At 51.3% G+C, this 16,701-nt stretch carries 16 protein-coding genes and 1 pseudogene; 5 read left to right on the top strand and 12 right to left on the bottom strand.

Translation table 11 applies throughout. The features are described from left to right. Positions 1–223 precede the first annotated feature (223 nt). Both ACR0KN_RS21995 and ACR0KN_RS21990 read left to right on the top strand, forming a co-directional pair. The gene (locus tag ACR0KN_RS21995; protein ID WP_170547320.1) at positions 224–640 is read left to right on the top strand and encodes an Hsp20/alpha crystallin family protein; all 417 of its coding nucleotides are present in this window, start codon (positions 224–226) and stop codon (positions 638–640) included. Between the two features lie 248 nt (positions 641–888). Next, positions 889–1,734 carry a universal stress protein gene (locus tag ACR0KN_RS21990; protein ID WP_480656591.1) on the top strand — a complete coding sequence of 282 codons (846 nt, stop codon included), beginning with the start codon at positions 889–891 and terminating at the stop codon, positions 1,732–1,734. Between the two features lie 177 nt (positions 1,735–1,911). Here ACR0KN_RS21990 and ACR0KN_RS21985 read toward each other — a convergent pair whose 3' ends face one another. The 5 genes and pseudogenes from ACR0KN_RS21985 to ACR0KN_RS21965 all read right to left on the bottom strand — a co-directional run bounded on the left by ACR0KN_RS21985 (position 1,912) and on the right by ACR0KN_RS21965 (position 5,368). Then, positions 1,912–3,429 carry a bifunctional aminoglycoside phosphotransferase/ATP-binding protein gene (locus tag ACR0KN_RS21985; RefSeq protein ID WP_480656589.1) on the bottom strand — a complete coding sequence of 506 codons (1,518 nt, stop codon included), beginning with the start codon at positions 3,427–3,429 and terminating at the stop codon, positions 1,912–1,914. Between the two features lie 43 nt (positions 3,430–3,472). Further along, entirely contained in the window at positions 3,473–3,940 is a 468-nt protein-coding gene (locus ACR0KN_RS21980) for a c-type cytochrome (protein ID WP_480656587.1), read from the bottom strand. Between the two features lie 286 nt (positions 3,941–4,226). Next, positions 4,227–4,745 (bottom strand): hypothetical protein, encoded by a 519-nt coding sequence (locus ACR0KN_RS21975; protein WP_480656593.1) that lies wholly within the window; start codon positions 4,743–4,745, stop codon positions 4,227–4,229. After that, a pseudogene (locus ACR0KN_RS21970) lies at positions 4,743–4,913 on the bottom strand (AMP-binding protein); the annotation flags it as partial. The pseudogene ACR0KN_RS21970 and the gene ACR0KN_RS21975, both read right to left, overlap by 3 nt. A gap of 137 nt (positions 4,914–5,050) precedes the next feature. Next, positions 5,051–5,368, bottom strand: coding sequence for a hypothetical protein (locus ACR0KN_RS21965; protein ID WP_480423181.1), 318 nt, complete (start codon positions 5,366–5,368; stop codon positions 5,051–5,053). Between the two features lie 330 nt (positions 5,369–5,698). Between ACR0KN_RS21965 and ACR0KN_RS21960 the strand changes: the two genes are divergently transcribed. After that, positions 5,699–6,871, top strand: coding sequence for a cation:proton antiporter domain-containing protein (locus ACR0KN_RS21960; protein WP_170547301.1), 1,173 nt, complete (start codon positions 5,699–5,701; stop codon positions 6,869–6,871). Here ACR0KN_RS21960 and ACR0KN_RS21955 read toward each other — a convergent pair whose 3' ends face one another. From ACR0KN_RS21955 to ACR0KN_RS21945, 3 genes are all read right to left on the bottom strand, one after another. Then, positions 6,872–7,123 carry a hypothetical protein gene (locus ACR0KN_RS21955; protein ID WP_170468756.1) on the bottom strand — a complete coding sequence of 84 codons (252 nt, stop codon included), beginning with the start codon at positions 7,121–7,123 and terminating at the stop codon, positions 6,872–6,874. It abuts the gene before it with no gap. 144 nt (positions 7,124–7,267) lie between these two features. Continuing rightward, the gene (locus ACR0KN_RS21950) at positions 7,268–7,516 is read right to left on the bottom strand and encodes a hypothetical protein (protein WP_170514567.1); all 249 of its coding nucleotides are present in this window, start codon (positions 7,514–7,516) and stop codon (positions 7,268–7,270) included. A 39-nt stretch (positions 7,517–7,555) separates the two neighbouring features. Then, positions 7,556–9,415: a Na/Pi cotransporter family protein gene (locus ACR0KN_RS21945; protein WP_480656584.1), complete on the bottom strand. Its 1,860-nt coding sequence runs from the start codon at positions 9,413–9,415 to the stop codon at positions 7,556–7,558. A 261-nt stretch (positions 9,416–9,676) separates the two neighbouring features. On the opposite strand from ACR0KN_RS21945, the gene ACR0KN_RS21940 reads away from it, so the two are divergent. Beyond that, positions 9,677–9,847, top strand: a complete 171-nt coding sequence (locus ACR0KN_RS21940) for a hypothetical protein (protein ID WP_170664628.1) — start codon at positions 9,677–9,679, stop codon at positions 9,845–9,847. A gap of 256 nt (positions 9,848–10,103) precedes the next feature. Here ACR0KN_RS21940 and ACR0KN_RS21935 read toward each other — a convergent pair whose 3' ends face one another. Then, positions 10,104–10,466: a YybH family protein gene (locus tag ACR0KN_RS21935; protein WP_480656582.1), complete on the bottom strand. Its 363-nt coding sequence runs from the start codon at positions 10,464–10,466 to the stop codon at positions 10,104–10,106. 669 nt (positions 10,467–11,135) lie between these two features. Between ACR0KN_RS21935 and ACR0KN_RS21930 the strand changes: the two genes are divergently transcribed. Then, complete coding sequence (locus ACR0KN_RS21930; RefSeq protein WP_480656580.1) at positions 11,136–13,016, top strand: adenylate/guanylate cyclase domain-containing protein; 1,881 nt, start codon at positions 11,136–11,138, stop codon at positions 13,014–13,016. A gap of 247 nt (positions 13,017–13,263) precedes the next feature. On the opposite strand, the gene ACR0KN_RS21925 is transcribed toward ACR0KN_RS21930, so the two are convergent. From ACR0KN_RS21925 to ACR0KN_RS21915, 3 genes are read right to left on the bottom strand one after another with little or no spacing between them, the layout of a single operon-like run. Continuing rightward, positions 13,264–14,127 (bottom strand): DUF302 domain-containing protein, encoded by an 864-nt coding sequence (locus ACR0KN_RS21925; protein WP_480656578.1) that lies wholly within the window; start codon positions 14,125–14,127, stop codon positions 13,264–13,266. Positions 14,128–14,134: 7 nt separating this feature from the next. Next, positions 14,135–14,518, bottom strand: a complete 384-nt coding sequence (locus ACR0KN_RS21920; RefSeq protein ID WP_058271319.1) for a DUF4345 domain-containing protein — start codon at positions 14,516–14,518, stop codon at positions 14,135–14,137. Positions 14,519–14,528: 10 nt separating this feature from the next. Further along, positions 14,529–16,454 (bottom strand): DUF3604 domain-containing protein, encoded by a 1,926-nt coding sequence (locus ACR0KN_RS21915; RefSeq protein WP_480656576.1) that lies wholly within the window; start codon positions 16,452–16,454, stop codon positions 14,529–14,531. Positions 16,455–16,701: the final 247 nt, after the last annotated feature.

Below are 16,701 nucleotides of genomic sequence, written 5' to 3'. Positions count from 1 at the left end.
AAACCGCGCAAACAGGCCGGACACATGACTGCTTCTGACAAATGCACAAATCAGATCAAAAACGTCTTGCTATGCAGGAGCCATCCACACATGCCGTTCGCTGGGTTCTGTCTGAGTGACCGCTACGCGGACTTTGCAGCCATTTCCTTTTGATCCGCATCAAGGACGTTGAACGGCGACCAACTCTATATCTCTTCACCCTATCAGAGAGGAGAACGTGGAAATGGTTGAGAAATCTCACACCAGCGGCTTCTGGCCTTCGCTTTATGAACCCCTTCGGCAAGTGGGGACGCGTGTATCCGAATGGTTGGCCCCCGCATCGGAGGCGTCAGGTTCGGATGACACTTACCGTATCAGCGTCGAACTGCCAGGGGTGGCTGAAGAAGACATCGACTTGAGTGTTCATGACGGTGTTGTAACGCTGAAGGGCGAAAAGCAGACCGAGCGCGAAGAGAAAGGCGAGACATGGTTCTTCTCCGAGCGTCAGTATGGCTCTTTCAGCCGGTCTTTTCGGCTGCCGCCGGACGCGGATGCCGGCAGTGTCGATGCACACCTGAAGGATGGAGTGTTGACCATCACTATTCCTAAGGTCGCACCAGCAAAGTCGGAAGATACCAAGGTGCAGATCCGCAAATCCTAGGGCTATACAACTTGAACGTTACATTATGTGGGACGTCTGCTTCGTGAGCTAGCAGACGCTGGGAAAAATATGGTCATGACCTCAACGCGGACAATGCTGCCGCCTTCCGTATCGGCTCCTCCCGCCTGAAGATTATGCAAGAATTGACAGGTTCGAATTCTATAGACGATGAATGGTGAGTGACCGGTGTATAGTTCATTAGACAGTTGCGGGCCTCTGACCAGCACCAAACTTCAATGGAGACACATATGGAACGCCGCACCACACTTTTCGTTATGAATGTTCAAACCGAAGACCGCGAGATCGGTGAGGTTGCGGAAATGGCCGCAAGAGAGGACCATCATTTGCTTTGTCTTATGCTTGATACGGCCCCTGCCTTGCCTGCTTATTCCTACTCGGTTCCGCCATATGGCGGGCTGAATATTCCGGACGATTGGAAGGAGGCCCTAGCCTCCACGCAAGCTAATATCAAATCCAGATGTGATACCATTGAACAACTGCTCGCACAAAGAAATGCGTCGGGGGAGGTTCAGGCCGTCCTTACTGCAAGCATGGATGCCAAACATGTCGTTGCGCGATTTGCCCGTGTGAGCGATGAGGCGATCTTTTCTCAAAGTCTGCGGGAGACCCGCGATCTGATGACCGAAGCGGCATCCGGCGTTTTGTTCCACTCACCGATTGGATTTCGGATAAATGCCAACCTAGCACGAAATCCCGAATGCATATTTGTCGCCTGGGACAGCAGCAAGGCCGCGTCGGCGGCAGTTCACGCCGCCCTACCGCATATGCTGGACGCGCGCGAGGTGATTATAGGATGTATCGACCCTGTGACCACGGTTAACCGTGACGGGCAGGATCCCGGAACCGATGTGGCCGCATGGCTCAGCCATCATGGATGCTTGGTAACCTTGTCACAGTATCCCAGCGGTGGACGCTCCATCGCCGATGTTATTCAGGGCCGCGCGGCGGAGGCCGGCTCAGATCTGATTGTGATGGGCGCATACGGTCACGCCCGGATGATCCAGACTGTTTTGGGCGGAACGACCCTTTCGATGGTCGAGCAGACAATGTTGCCAGTCTTCCTAGCCCACTAAAAAGACCTCAGCAGGATCAGCTTTTTAAAACGAGCACTCTGTCGACAAACCTGCTGGTTGACGGTCAGACGAATAATCTCGTGGCTGGATTTGTTGTACTTTAAAGGCGATCTTTTATTCATAAGCTGAGGCTATGAAAGCCCCCTGCTCCGCTCAAGCAAAGTTCTTCTGACAATTTCAGACCAACGACTTCAAAATCTTCAACCGCGTTTCTTCTATTGTACAAGAGGTCTTAATATAGTTCCAATCAATCGGACCCAAGTGCTTTTGCAACTGACTTTCAAGCACTCTCGGAGTCGCATCAGAAGCTGATTTAGGCCGTGTCTGAACGCGTCGTTTGAGTTCTCCCGGCGCCGCAGTTAACCAGATGCCGTCGAAGCGAACGCAAGCTTCTCGCGCGACCAGTTCGACTTCCTTCCTTCGGCTAGGGCGATCGTAAACGGCGTCGACCACCACCGCGCTTCCACCGCTTAAAAGTGAGCCGGCTCGCTGCGCCATTGAACCATACACCCTATCCGAAACCTCAGGCACATAGGCATGGTCCGGCAACTTGGTGTGTGGATCGCACCCAAACATTGCTTTGCGAGTCCTGTCACTTTCTATCACTCTTGCACCCGGCGCAGATCCGATGGCAGGAGCGATTGCACTCGACATAGTCGACTTGCCGCTACCACTGAAGCCGCCGATCGCGACTAAGCGTGGCTTCGAGGCACCCAAGATAGACATTGCCAGATCGTAGTAACTGCGGGCGTCTTGCCGCTTGTCGTTTGCGTCTTCGACATGTGGGTCTTCGGATTGGGTCGCAAGGACATGCGCTCGGACCGCTGCTCGAAGAGCAATAAAAAACGGCAAACAAGGGTAACCGTCTTCTTCCTCTGTAATATCTAGATAGTGATTTACGACGAGGTTCGCGAACTGTCGTAAATCCCTGTGCCAAAGGTCCATAGCTAGGAAGGCGAGATCATAGAGAACGTCAACAGTCGCCAACTGGTCATTGAAATCGATACAGTCGAAAAGTCTTGGGCGACCGCCGAAAAGGCAAATGTTTCGAAGATGAAGGTCGCCATGACAAAGTCTAACGCAACCACGCGCGGCGCGTTTGTTGAGGATAGGTGCCCTCTGCTTCAAATCCGCGTGAAAAGCCCCGTCTAATAGGTCAACTTCAGCCTTGGAAAACACCGAACTTTGCTGAAACCCCGCATGATTAATATCTAGGACGGCTTCGATATTTTCATGCCCATTGGCTTGGACCTTTTTTGCCGACTGATGAGCTTTGGCGATCGTCTTGGCCAGGACACTCATCACGTCCGCAGTCAACGCTCCACGCACAGCCATTTGGTCCAGAATTGCATCTTGATCGAAGCGTACCATCTCAACAACTGCGTCAACAAACTCGCCCTGCCCGTCCAAATTCAACCCTGAGACGCTTCGAGTAATGTGCCGCACGCCGAGATAGATTTCGGGCGAAGTGATTTTGTTAAGTTGCAACTCCTTTGCGCATGCCTCTGACCGAATTTCAGAAGTTGAGAAGTCTGCATAAGGCAAATAGACCGCCTTCTTCAGCTTGTATGCTCGACTTCCGGCAAGAAAAACGATTGAAATATGTGTTTCGATAACATCGACTGTATTATTAATGCCGTACGTGGCTGGGTCCGACAGGAAAGCCACTACTTCGCTTTGGTCTTCAACAATCATCTTTGCCTCCGACGACCAAGAAAAGTCTTTTTCGGCTCGGTGTTCACGGCACGTAACCAAGCGGCTTGGGAGATTGAATGCTCTCCAGATACTCGGTCAACGCGATGAGTTTGGCAGGAACTTCTGCTACCAAGCCATTTCCCGTATCAAATTCGACCTTGGAGCCTTCGCTTAGCTCGGCGATAATGGGCATGTCCTCACGTGGGTTCGTTGTTTTTGTATAGCCATCCAAGATCGACATCACTTCTAGCATTGGCCAAACCCCGCTTCTTCGGTCGGCAATCTTGGTCAAATCCGGAGGTTGTGTTTTCACGGCTGTCGCCGCAGGCCCATTTCCCTGTGCATCAACGCCATGGCATTTGGCGCAGTGTGCAATGAATAGATCTTCGCCTTGTGTCGGAACTGTTTCCGCCAAATTCTGAAACGGATAAAACACGGAGCCAACCAGGATTACTGCCGTCAGTTTTTTCATAGTCTCAAGCTCACTAAAATCGAGTTTTTTGCCCTTCAAGATTTGGAGCAAGTCAGCGTCCTTAGGGGCGCCAACTCCACTTGTTTTCGTTGACTTCGGAAACGGCTATTGGAGCGGGCAGCAAAAAGCGAAATACAGCTTAACCACTTAACAATCCAATCTTAGCATTCGAAACCCGTCCAACTCCTTGATGTGGGTCAGATGACCAAGGATTGGATTCGTTTGAAAGTTCACACCATTTTCGTATTTGTCACCCGCTGGCATACAAAAAGACCCTGCATTGCGCGTGCGCCAATGGTGATTAGGCGCAACAAGAAACATGTATTCAGCGGTAAAGATCTGAGAGTGCTTTCTCATACCTTGCTAGAACTCTTGCTCGCTTAGGCTTTAGTGTCGGCGTGATTAGACCGTTTTCTAGACCCCAGGGTTCAGTCTCGATGACAATGTCGCGGATGCGGGCAAAGGGCGGGATATCTTCCAATCTATTTGTTAGATATTCAACCAGATTCCGTCGAACTTCTTCGGACATTGGGTTAGCTAAGGAAACATCCGTCTTTTCGCACCAAGCTTGGAATTTCGGTGCATTTACAACGACAACCGCCGAGCACCATGGCTTGCTATCACCCAACACACAGACCTGTTCGATCAGAGGATCGGCAGCCAGAGCTGCTTCTATAGGCGTTGGATTGACGTTTTCCCCGGTCGATAGCACGAGGATGTCCTTTATTCTTCCCCTTATATAAACACGCTCATCGATTATCTCGGCCGCATCGCCTGTACGAAGCCAATGATCTTGATCGAAGGCATCGTTTGTCGCGTCTGGGTTATTCCAGTAGCCGATCATAGCGCTCGGTGAGTGGATCAACAGTTCTTGCCGATCACCTATTTTTAGTTCGCTGCCCGGAAGCGTGAAGCCGACGCTGTCACAGCGACGATCATCAATTGTCGACCCGGTTACTGCAGGTCCAGCCTCTGTGAGTCCGTACCCCTGAAGCAGCGGGATTTCCATTGCTGCGAAAAAACGAGACGTATCTGGTCATGGGCAAATGCTACGCAACACCCCTTCACCTCTCAAGCAAAGTTCTTCAGACAAGACCCTCCTATCTACTGCTCCGATGATTTCAGTTTGGTTTTTCGGAAGCAGGAACCCTACACAGGGTTAGGTTTTGAAGATTTCTCCGCGCTCTTTGTAGAGGCTGCAAAATCACCAACTGTTTTCTCAACAGCTTCAGCTTCGGTTTCAGCAACATAAGATGCACAACGGGACACGGTTTCGAACCATTCCTGCGCGTCAGCAACCAACCGCTCAGCCGAATGGCGCTGCCATTCCGCCATGCTCTGAAGGGCTTTCGATGGATCGGACGGGTTCGCGGAAGACACATTGCGTGCAGCTTGTAGAGCTGTCCGGACGGCCTCGTGACGCCGTTCGAACCAATGCTGCGCAAAGGCCTCTGTTTCTTCGAGCAATTTTCCTATGCGTCCCAAAATTGTTCGATCTGGGCATCGAAGGCCGGATTGCCAGACATGGGCGGCTGCATTTGTTTGAAAACATCCAAAAGTGACGTCGGAATATTTGTGTTAGATTCCTTTGTCGGCATCGAAAGTTTCTCTTCATTTCCTGAATGAGTTATTGTGTCAAGTGCAGCGCGCTTTCGCCTTAATACAGATCAATATCCCTTTTTTAGGGATCTTCGGCCTAAGCTGCGACGGGACACTCGCATTTTCTCCGTCATCGGTTCCTAGCAGGCAGGGTTGGGGTTAGAGTAGTCTAGACAAGAACTTAACGCTTGGTTTTCTATGCACATTGCCGGCTTTCTGATTACCCTTGGTGTGCTCTTCCTTGCCGGATTGGCGGCCGACCAACTCGGCCGGGCCACGCATCTTCCTCGTGTTACCACCTTGCTTTTCCTTGGCTTGATCGCAGGGAATGCCGGAATGGGGTTGATCCCACTCGACGTTGCAATGTGGTTCGATGAGGTATCCATCGTGGCATTGACGATGGTCGCATTTCTTCTTGGAGGATCATTGACCCGCGAGAATCTGGTTCGGCATGGCCGAGCCATTCTGACGATTTCGATTTCAATCGTGGTTGCAACCCTTGTTATTGTGTCTGCTGGACTGGCCGCTATTGGCGTGCCCTTCGGGTTGGCGCTGGTGCTGGCGGCAATTGCTACGGCTACAGCTCCGGCCGCCATGACAGACGTGATAAAACAATCTGGGGTGTCCAACAGCTTCACCGAGACATTAAAGGGCATAGTCGCAATTGATGACGCTTGGGGTCTGATCGTTTTCAGCGTCGCATTGGTTCTGGCCGGTCATTCGGACGGTTGGGCTACCATCACGACCACAGCGATGTGGGATTTCGGAGGGGCTATTTTGTTGGGTTCTGCACTAGGCGTGCCATCCGCTTACCTGACCGGTCGCTTGAAACCGGGAGAGCCAATGCAGGCAGAAGCAGTGGGCATAGTCTTTCTTACAGCGGGCCTCGCGCTTTGGCTGGAGGTTTCATTCTTGGTAGCAGGCATGGTTGCGGGCGCAGTTATCGGGAATCTTGCCCGCCATCACGAGCGTGCTTTCCATGAGATCGAGCACATTCAGTGGCCATTCATGATCCTGTTCTTCCTGTTGGCTGGCGCCACGTTGGATATTGAAGCCTTCGGCTTGATGGGCTGGGCTGGTGCTCTTTTCCTATTCTTGCGCGCTGTCGCCCGCCTCGTCGGGGGTTATTGCGGAGCGAGACTTGGCGGCCTGCCTAGCCGTCAGACCCGATGGTACGGTCCAGCTTTGTTACCACAGGCCGGTGTCGCGGTAGGAATGGCCCTTGTCGCCGGAGAGCAATTTCCACATTGGGCCGCGTCGATCATGGCTTTTACTCTAGTCAGTACTGTGGCCTTCGAGGTGTTGGGGCCGCCGTTGACTCTCATGTCAATCAGACGAACGGCTGACACGGATGAGCAGATTGGTCAGTGACTATTCAGACTGGATCGATTCAAGAAAGGTGAGCAAATTCGCCAACGGCAGGCCTACCATCATTCGTTGCCCATTGGGCAAAGCCACCGCGATTTGTTGGTCTGTCTCAAACACCGCGCCAAAGATTGGATTTCGCCACCAAATGCAAACCTCGCGGATCGCATCTACACGCATCATTCCCTGGCCGACAAGCACATCAACTTGCCGCAGCTTCTGAACTATTTCTTCCGGCTTATGTCTCTTGTTAGCCATTCTCGGTCCTCCGTTTCTCAGACATAACGGTGGTCCAAATCAAATCGGGCACTCCAGTTGCTTAGGTGTGTTGGCATCAGGTTCAAAATGGCCACGAAGGCACTCGTCACGAGTCCTCTAATTTCTAAAGCCTGAACCAGAGTATTAGTCAATTTCGCTCAACAGCCACTCAGCCCGTTTGACACTCTCGTGCGCTGTTCCGAGTTTTCGAACCAGTCTGGCTTTCCTGTCAGAATTTTTCTCCAAATGAATTTCGGCTTCAAGATCTGCCACCTTCTTGCGCAGCTTTTTGAGTACCTTCTGAACATGGCTGGATTTAATTTTCTTCGCTTTGCCTGCCTCAAGACGCGAGTTGTACTCGACCATTTTTTCGGCAAGTTTTTTCAATCCCATCTTAATACCCCCCGCAGATCGTCGCACAATTTCAGCATGCTATTTGCTTTCTACGACTTTACTGTGATGTTTTTCGGATTCTTCTTCCTTAGAGAGCGCATCGGTTTCAATCTTATACTCACCGAGTTCTTCTTCTTCTAAAGCCAACAAACGTTCGACTTCGGCCATGGCGCTGTCTCGTTCGATGTAAAAGGTTCTCGCTGCTTCGATCAGCTTACGCATCGCGCTATAGGCATAATCCGAGTCGTTGAGAAATGAAGTTGCGGCATCGGGAGTGAGTTGGTTTTTTCGAATGAGCTGTTCTACACGGCGCGCAGCGGTCCGAGCATCTTCTTCTATTTGCGCACGTTCCTGATCAAGCCAGAGCGCACTACGCTCACCCGGTTCTGCGTCTTCAAGTTTTTGAATCTCAATGAGTATTCTGGCAATTTCAGTACGGAGGTCATCATACAGTTCGGTTGCACTCCCGGAAAACCGTACAGTGTAACGCAAGATATTCTTTCGCAGGTGTTTGACCGACTTAACCGCTTGAACGATGTCGCCAGCGACATCTCTCAGGGCATAAACTCGTTCCGCTACATCTGGTTCGACACGTTTTTCCCCGACGCGCGTCGAGAATTCGACAATGGCGGAATAGAGTGTCTTGATCTTGCGCCGATAGCTTTCCTCAATATCCATGTCGGTAGGTGTTCGACTGCTTCGAACCACCTCTGCAACGCTGTTCGCGCTAAGCACATCCTTCCTATGCAGATTCAGGCCATGCAAGATCAACGTCATCGCGTTTTCGTATAGGTGCATGACCTCCTTTCGAAGTGCAATCTCAAGAGTTTGTGGGAAATCATCGGCCGCGTCGTTCAGGTAACGCGGTTGACTAACATCCGGGATTGGTTCGATAATACTGCGTTCTAGAAAGGAGATCAGTCCCCGCATCAATGGTAACATGAGAAAGACGCCGAGCACGTTAAAGATAGTATGGAACACTGCCAACTTCAGAGCAAAATCTTCCGCACCGATACCCACGGCACCACTGATCAGGTCAACCATCTCACGTAGCGGGACTATGAAAACCAAAGCTACCGCCGCAGTTATTGTATTGAAGATCAGGTGCGCCAATGCCAGTCGCTTGCCCTGAAAATTGGCGCTGATCGAGCCAATAATCGCCGTAATCGTGGTTCCAATATTAGCCCCGATCGCGAGAGCCAGCGCGTTTTCATAGCTAATTTGTGAAGCGGCAAGCGCAGTGAGAGTAAGCACCATCGTCGCGTGGCTCGACTGCATAATCACGGTTGCGGCAGTCCCCAACAAACAATAGACCACCAGCCCCCAAAATCCCGACAAAGCAAATCGCATTAGATCGACCTGGTCCTTGAACGCGTCGAAACCCTCTTTCATGTAATGAATGCCTAGGAACAGAAAACCCAGTCCGCCAAGGGCGTAACCAATCCCACGGAGCACCTTCGGCTTCTGAAACACAAGGATTATGCTAAGGCCGATAATTGGCATGGCATAGGTTGCGATATTCACCTTCAATCCTAGCCCGGCAACCAACCACGCACCCGTCGTCGTTCCGATATTGGCCCCAAAGATTATCCCCACCCCACCGACCAGAGAAATGAGGTCAGCACTTAAAAATGAAATCGTTATGACCGAAACCAGTGAGCTGGACTGCAACAACGCAGTAGAGACGAAACCGAATAGTAGAGATCGCGAAACGGATTTTGTCGCCCGCTGAAGCATTCGTTCTAGTGTTCCGCCTCCAAGCAGCTTGAAGCCGTCTTCAAGCATAAGCATGCCAAACAAAAAGATAGCGATCCCAGCTGCAACCACCTGCGCGTCAGGACTTACCCAGAAGGCAATTAGTAGCGCGCCAATTGCGACCGGTAGGTAGTACTTGATCATTCAATTAGTCCAAATTTTTTGGATCGAAAAACACCGAATGGCGCGAATTTCGACCTACAGGAAGATCGCACGCTAACCTCGACCAACTCTCCTGCAGCGCCAAGATTTTCAACAGATATTACATCCCAAACCTGCGTGCTTTCTGACCTCGATGTTTCTACTACTGCAACGTGCATGTCTCATTGATTCAAATCATGGCGTAGGAACTCTACTTGCCCAACTGTTTGAACTGACTTGCTACATGAGACCGATGGACCAAAAATGTTGAGAACTGACAGAGTAGAAAAAGCAGTTCGTCTAAACCGCGAAGAACTGTTCCGGTTTGGTACGGCTCTGCTCTTCATCGTCGGCATCATGCTGGTAGCAATGGCCAGATCGGAAGGCGGAACAGACGGAGTGCTCTTGATCGTCGCCGCAATGATCGGTGGATAGCCATTCTGCAACAAACCCAGACAGACTACGGCTTCTCGTTTGACAGGTTTCAATCGCCGCGGGCTTTGGTACTAACTTTTAACGATTCCGACCGTCTGCTTTGGGCTCACAGCAGACATTCGAGAGTTCACTATAGGGAGCGAACGTCGGTTGTGCGGACAAAGCGAACACCAAAATATTCGCAATGAATGTGGACGTGGGATTTTTAAGAAATTCCTGGACTTCCAGTTGAGGTCCAGCGTCGCCGCTTAAGAAATCAGGCGTCAAAGTTCCAAATGTCGTGAACCATTTTCCAGCCCTCGTCGGTTTTCCTGCCGGTTACGATATACTTCCCTGTAAGCGCGGCATCTCCCATCTTGCCCGACAGCGTTCCGACTGAAATTGAACTGTCACCGTCAAGATCGACGGAGCTGGCGACAATACTGACATCACTAAGGCCAGCATCAATGGCGGCTTGCCAATAACCCTGAATTGCATCCGTGCCATCAATACGACCTGCACCGGGTGGATGGATTGAAGCGTCATCGGCGTAATATTTCGCAGTGCCGGCGCCATCGCCTGCATTGATTGCTGCAGCCATACCGCTGTCGAATTCCTTTATCTGGTCTATGCCAGACATCTCTCACCCCATTTGTCTTAGTGTCTAATCAGAATTGCACAGAATTGGCATATTGACAAAAATTACGCCCTTCGCCGGTTTGTCCACAGGTCGACCAAGGACCAATCGCGTGATCGCTCGCTATCCCAAGCGCTTATGAAAGCGTTTGATGTGGGTTCCGCTATGGGCTCTCAACAGCCATTCGCAGCACTTAGCTGGAGCGCCCGCTCTGCCCCAAGCCGCCAGCACCAGCGCCCGACCGTCAGCACCCGGAACATCTCGTCAGCGGGTCGTCAGCGCCGGTGGACGGTCCTCTAGCGGTCTCGTCGGCACCTGCTGGCACCCTCTAACGGCCTCTCTAGCGGTCAGAAATGCCCCCGCAACCGCCCCAGTTCCGGTCACCGGTTGGAAAAGCCGAGTCTAATCATCGGACGGCAAGGATTCCTACCACCCCAGCCAGACCATCAGAACATGGAACGACAAATGGCTCTTGGAGCTAAACCCTCCAAGAAATGCCCCCGTTTATGCCCCATTGGTTTCGGGTGTTACGGGTGCGAAGGGTGGGCCCTCAGAGGTCTTTGAAGGCCCAAGCCACGGCTGCATCCAACAAGCAAATCTTTTAAAAACTTAAGAAGTTGAATATAATCTGACGAATTACACCAATCGATGGTCTCGTTCACGGGGCATGTCATGGGGGAGCAAAAAGGAAATACTTCCCAAGGGAATGGCAGCGAATGGCATGCTTCTATGTCAGTCGCTTTGGCGCTTGGGCTGGGTTTCTTTGTTCTCACTTCAGTCGCGGGTGTATTGGGCGTCGGGTTGGTCGTTGGCTATCGTAATACCTCGGAATTGCTTACCCAAAAGGCTCAACTCATAATTGGTACGCAACGACAACAGGTGGAGCGCTATCTAACTGCAGCTTCAGATCAAATCGATTTTATCGCGAGCAAAATCACCTTAGGGGAAGTTGAACCAGACGGCTCAGAAGAGTTCGTTAGCCTGTTGCTTGGCGCCATTTCAGCAACCCCTCAGATTCTGAGGATACAGTATATTGACAGACAACAAATCCTGACAGGTGTTGAGCGCACGGAAGACGAAACGCTTCCCATATTCTCGAAACTCGGAGACGATGTTGACCTGCGCGACCTCATCGACAAGACAATTGATACTGGAAAAGCTCGTTGGGGAAAAATTCTTTGGCGTGAGGAATACGGCCAATCTGTGTTGAGTTACCAAAGGCCGGTTATTCAGCAAGGAACGATAGTCGGCGTCCTGTCAGCTTGGGTTTCGGTTATAAAACTATCTGAATTTTTGGCCGATCAGGAAATGGAATTCGGTGCAAACGTCTTCATTCTATACGGTAGGAACGCTGTTTTAGCCCATCCACTCATGGCGTTTGGGTACGCTGGTTTAAACCGCGCGGTACCGCTTCCTCAACAAGACCGTTTTTCCGATCCAATTGTTTCAGCGATGTGGCAACCGAATGACCGCTTTAGTGTCGCGAAGTACTTTCTAACCGGAGCGAACACCCGTTTCGTTGCCTACGCCGATTGGGAATTTGTCATATTTTTTGAAGAGTTATCCGACTATGGCGCTCAACCACTTACCGTTGCTACTTATTTTGAAGCCCACGATATCATTGCGGAGGCGGCGCGGTTGAAGTGGGCGATCATTTTCTGCCTTGTTATGGCTGTTGTTTCGGCCGGTGTGGCTGCTTTGATTGGTCAGGAAATTGCCAAGCCAGTGCGCCGCCTGTCCGATAGCGCAAAGCGAGTGCATGATCTCGACATTTCGAAGGTCGATGAAATCGAAGGATCCTTTTTTCGGGAATTGGATGAGGCGGCACGCTCGTACAATTTCATGCTCGAAGGTCTTCGCTGGTTTGAACTTTATGTACCGAAACGTCTGGTCCGCCAATTGATGCGCCGAAACGCAGGGAAGCAGATCAAATCTTCCCACCGGGACGTGGTCATAATGTTCACGGATATTGTTGAGTTTACGACACTATCGGAGCATCTTACGGCTCCCCAAACGGCACTGTTCCTAAATGACCACTTTGCAGGGCTAGCCGACTGTATCCAGAATAACCACGGTACCATCGACAAGTTCATCGGAGACTCTGTGATGGCCATCTGGGGTGCTCTGGAACATCAAGATGATGCGGCCGACCTAGCTTGCCACGCGGCGATCGAGATCGCTAAGTGGATAGCGGATTACAATCAACATGAAAGGGTAGATGCGGGCTTAGCATATTCAGTTAGGCTGCGCATTGGTATCCACATCGGTCGTGTGGTCGTTGGGAATATCGGCAGCGAAGGGAGGCTCAGCTACACGGTGGTCGGAGATGCGGTGAATGTCGCGCAACGGCTGGAGGAAGCCGGAAGAGTTATGGGTAGTACCCGAAGTGAAGTGAATATTCTTGTTTCCAGTTCTGTACGTAGCGCGTTGGTCAAGCCAATAGAATTTGAGCGCATCGGCGCACACAAGCTTCGAGGAAGAGAGGAACTAGTTGAAATATATTCGCTAGTAATAGACCAACCACTAAATCTGGAGTTTAGTGAAACCGATTAGCTAGAAACGAAGCAATAGGGAAACATAGGGCGATTGCCAATCAATGTTTTTAAAAGGCGCAGGTTCGTTTCATATGGATGCTGGCTCTTGGATGAAGGGACTGTGTGTCAACTTTGTCCGCAAAGTAGAACTTCAAGCAAGCTGCAGCGAACGACCGGTTTGAGCCCAAAGCGGACCTCAGTTTTTGAAAGAACTCGTAGTTCCGCAATGCTGCAATTGCATCGTTTTTGCGATGCGCGGTATCGCTCTACTGAAGTGCTTTTTGAAAAGTTGCTGTAAGCCTTTCGTTCAGCGCGTGATGCGGTTTGGCTGATGAGCCATAATAAAGCTCGGCAAAGGCAGCAATATCATTGAAAATCACGACGGAGCCACCGTCATCGCCCGCATAAACCAGCAACTTTTGGCAAAATGCATCAAGGCCGATTGCCGGAAAGTCCTCCATTGCGATACCACCCGGTCCAGGTCCACCGAAAAGTAAAAGTACCGCTTTGGGTAATTCCGTACCTTGCGTCGCAGCTTCTGCTGTAAAGTCAATTTCACCAAACCAGACAGTATCGTCTTGGGCCATCACGATCTTGGTGAGATTTTCAACCGCCTCGGCAACACTTAGTGCAGAGGTCAACTCGATGACACCATAGTCTCTGCTGAGCCCATCTGTTGTTGCTGCATCGCCGTCGACCTCTCGCGCTACTTCTCCTAGTCTTTGAGAGAATGTGTCGAGTACGGACTTGTCTCTGAGCCCATGGCGGACTTCCAGAAAATCCGAACCTGTGTGAATGACTTCAGCAGTACCATCCTGTGCGTAAGACAGAACGCGGAATGGTAAGTCGAGCCCCGCTCGTATGTTTTCTTTCAGAATGGGTGTGTTGATTTGAGGGTCCGAGAATATCTGAACACGCGAGGGCGGCATCTCTACGCCTTCGGCAGCCGCGAGCCGCGAGTGGTCAATCGAGGCAATGGAAGCCAATCCAGCCTCCTCGATGGCGACCTCAATCGTCGTAATATTTTCGTCCACCGCTTCTTGCACGGATGACGCCTGCGCCATCATTGCGGTAGCAAATATTAGAGATATTCCCGCGAACGAGCTATGCTTGGTTCGAACTACAGTCATTGCAACCTCAAGTGATTTCATCATTTCTTCGCAACGAAACAAAGGCCAACACGCCGAACACCAATTCGGCCACAAGATAGAACAAAAGAACGAACCCAGGCATGCCATCCAATATGATGCTCAGCGCGCGCCCGGCAGCTAGGCCCACCATGAACAGAAAAAGAACCCAGAGCGCAGGGCGCTGCAACTCCGGCTTTCCTGCTGAGATCAGCCAAAAAACGGCATTTGCCAAATAAAGCCCCATTATGGCTCGGAAAACATGCGTTTGGTTAGCTCCTTCCACTGGGAAACCGAGCAAGTATGTTACTGTGACAGAAGGTACGAGCCCGTAAGATAGTGCGATCGGCACGAGGCCAAGTGCTGCCAGGAGCAGCAGCATGCGGTCAGTCATTTTAGCCTTCCTACTGCTCGGGTGTGTACCAAATAGGTGACGTATATGCCCGTTCTTGGTGCGAACGCGGAACATCAGCGTCCATCTTCATCCCATAAAACTTCTCGTCATACGCCTGCCAGGTTGGCGTTGGTATTTCGAGAACGCGTGCGTAGTAGTACGCTGGAAGAGCAGGATCAAAATCAGGGTCAGTCCACACACCTCGCAGCTCGGCGGTTCCGATGGAGTTAATGTAGGTCGCGTTAGCCTCGTCCACTGTAGACCCAACCGGTTGCCGAGCACGCCCGTCCTCACCGATTTCGCGTCCATCCGAGACGGCAACATCATAGATGCGTTCCTGCCTTGACCCTTCCGCGTCAATCCAGCCTTTGATAATCTGCACGCGATCCAGATTGGCCGCGCTCACATCCTTTAGTGCGCCGAGCATAAACACCGGAGCGGTTGCCTCGCCCTGCGGCGGCAGATCTCCTCCCATGGGAACTCCGCGGGAATAGCCGATGTCGACGACATTTGGACGGAATACGTCTTCGCCTTCGAAATCCCACCCCCCAAAAAAACGGACCGTTATGCGGGTGCCTGTAGTAGCATATACCTCTTTTGCCTGCATGGCATCAAAGATGGCTGAACGCGTATTCTCCCGTGCCCAAACTCCAGCGAGACCGGAAGCGAGAGCCTCATATTCAAATGTGGATAACGTTTCGTCACCATTAAAGGATTGGATCACATAATGCTTCCACCGATCAGGTGAAGGTTCAGACGATGGCATCTTCCCCCAGAAGTTGTCATCCCGTGTCGTGGACACTGCGGTATGCGCGTCGGTGGCTCCAATCTGGCCAAATTTGAATGGATTGATGCCAAGTTTCTGTTCTTGTTGCATGCCGACCTGCAACGCTGACCGCGCATACTCATAAGGCAGCATCTCAGGTTGTTTTGGTTTAAACCCACCGATATCGCCTTTGTCCCAGGTGCCGTAGTCGGCGAACTCATCGTCAGGTGACAACGCAGGGTGAGCCTCTCCATCGCCTTTGATTTGCGTCACTTCGATTATTGGCTCCCACCGCATGCGCGTTTCCGCATACGCAGTGTCAATCGGTTCTCCGTTCAAACGCTCAGTGGCAAACATGAGACCGTTGGACAGGTTGCCATTGTGAGGGATCGCCATGACGGAGCCTCCAGTCAGGTCTTCGTAGGCTTGCATGTAGGCCCACAAATCTTCCGGATCAGGGCTGTCATACGCGGAAAATGGTGTCACTTGGCTGGCTTTGCGGCCATCCTCTTTGAAGAGCACGACACGGTGAAGGTTGGATGGCGTTTCCTGATTGTTTATAGACGTCCATTCAAACCCTATGAACGCAGTAAAATTTCCCGGGTCGTTATACTGATCCGCCAGTTCGATCTGCCGGTCCCAAATAGTACGATCAAGTTTAGGATTGTCGATAATGTCTCGGTTCTGCGCCACACCGTCGTTGCCCCAAAGCTGGAAAGCCGCATAGCCTTCTCCGGCTTGCACAAGGTCATACAAGCGCTGTCCGTATTCGGTCGCGAGCAGATCTCTGTTTGCCTCCTCAAGCATTACTGGCAAGCCGAGATTTTCAGCGTGGTCAGAAACCACTAGGAAATCGAGAGGCCGGTCAATACGCAGTCTCTGACCTGACGAAGTGATCACTTCTTCACCCATGGCAAACCGATAGGCATCTACCGGCGTGAGCGTATTTCCAATCATTCCGGCATCTGTTGAAAACATCGTATGCAGGTGGGTGTCACCCCAATAAAGACCCTCTGCGAGGCCACGATTTTTAACAGTACGTTCGATGAACGGAGAATAGTTTTGTGGTGGTCCCGAAACGTCTTCTTCTGCGGGCCCAATATCTTGACCGAGAGCAAAGCTCGGAGAAACGGTAACTGCCAGTAGTGCTAGTGAAATTTGTTTGAACATCGTGATCCCCCAAAACTTTGCACTAGGTAAATTCATAAAAAGCCTACCCATAATGCAACGCTGGGATCAACAGGCCAAAGGTCTCGCTATCCAAAAGCATGTTTTCGGACGGCAGCTTTGTCCGCAGAGCAGACGTTCGTTGCAGATTGCTCCAATGTCTGCTTTGCGGGGCGGTCTCAATGGATCGACGCAACACTTCACTTTGAGAGCAAAGATGGAGTGTTGGAATGGCTTATCGACGTCGGAT

Source organism: Ruegeria sp. AP7 (assembly GCF_056539905.1).
Note: the sequence above shows the minus strand (reverse complement) of the source record. Positions and strands in the feature narration are given on the sequence as shown.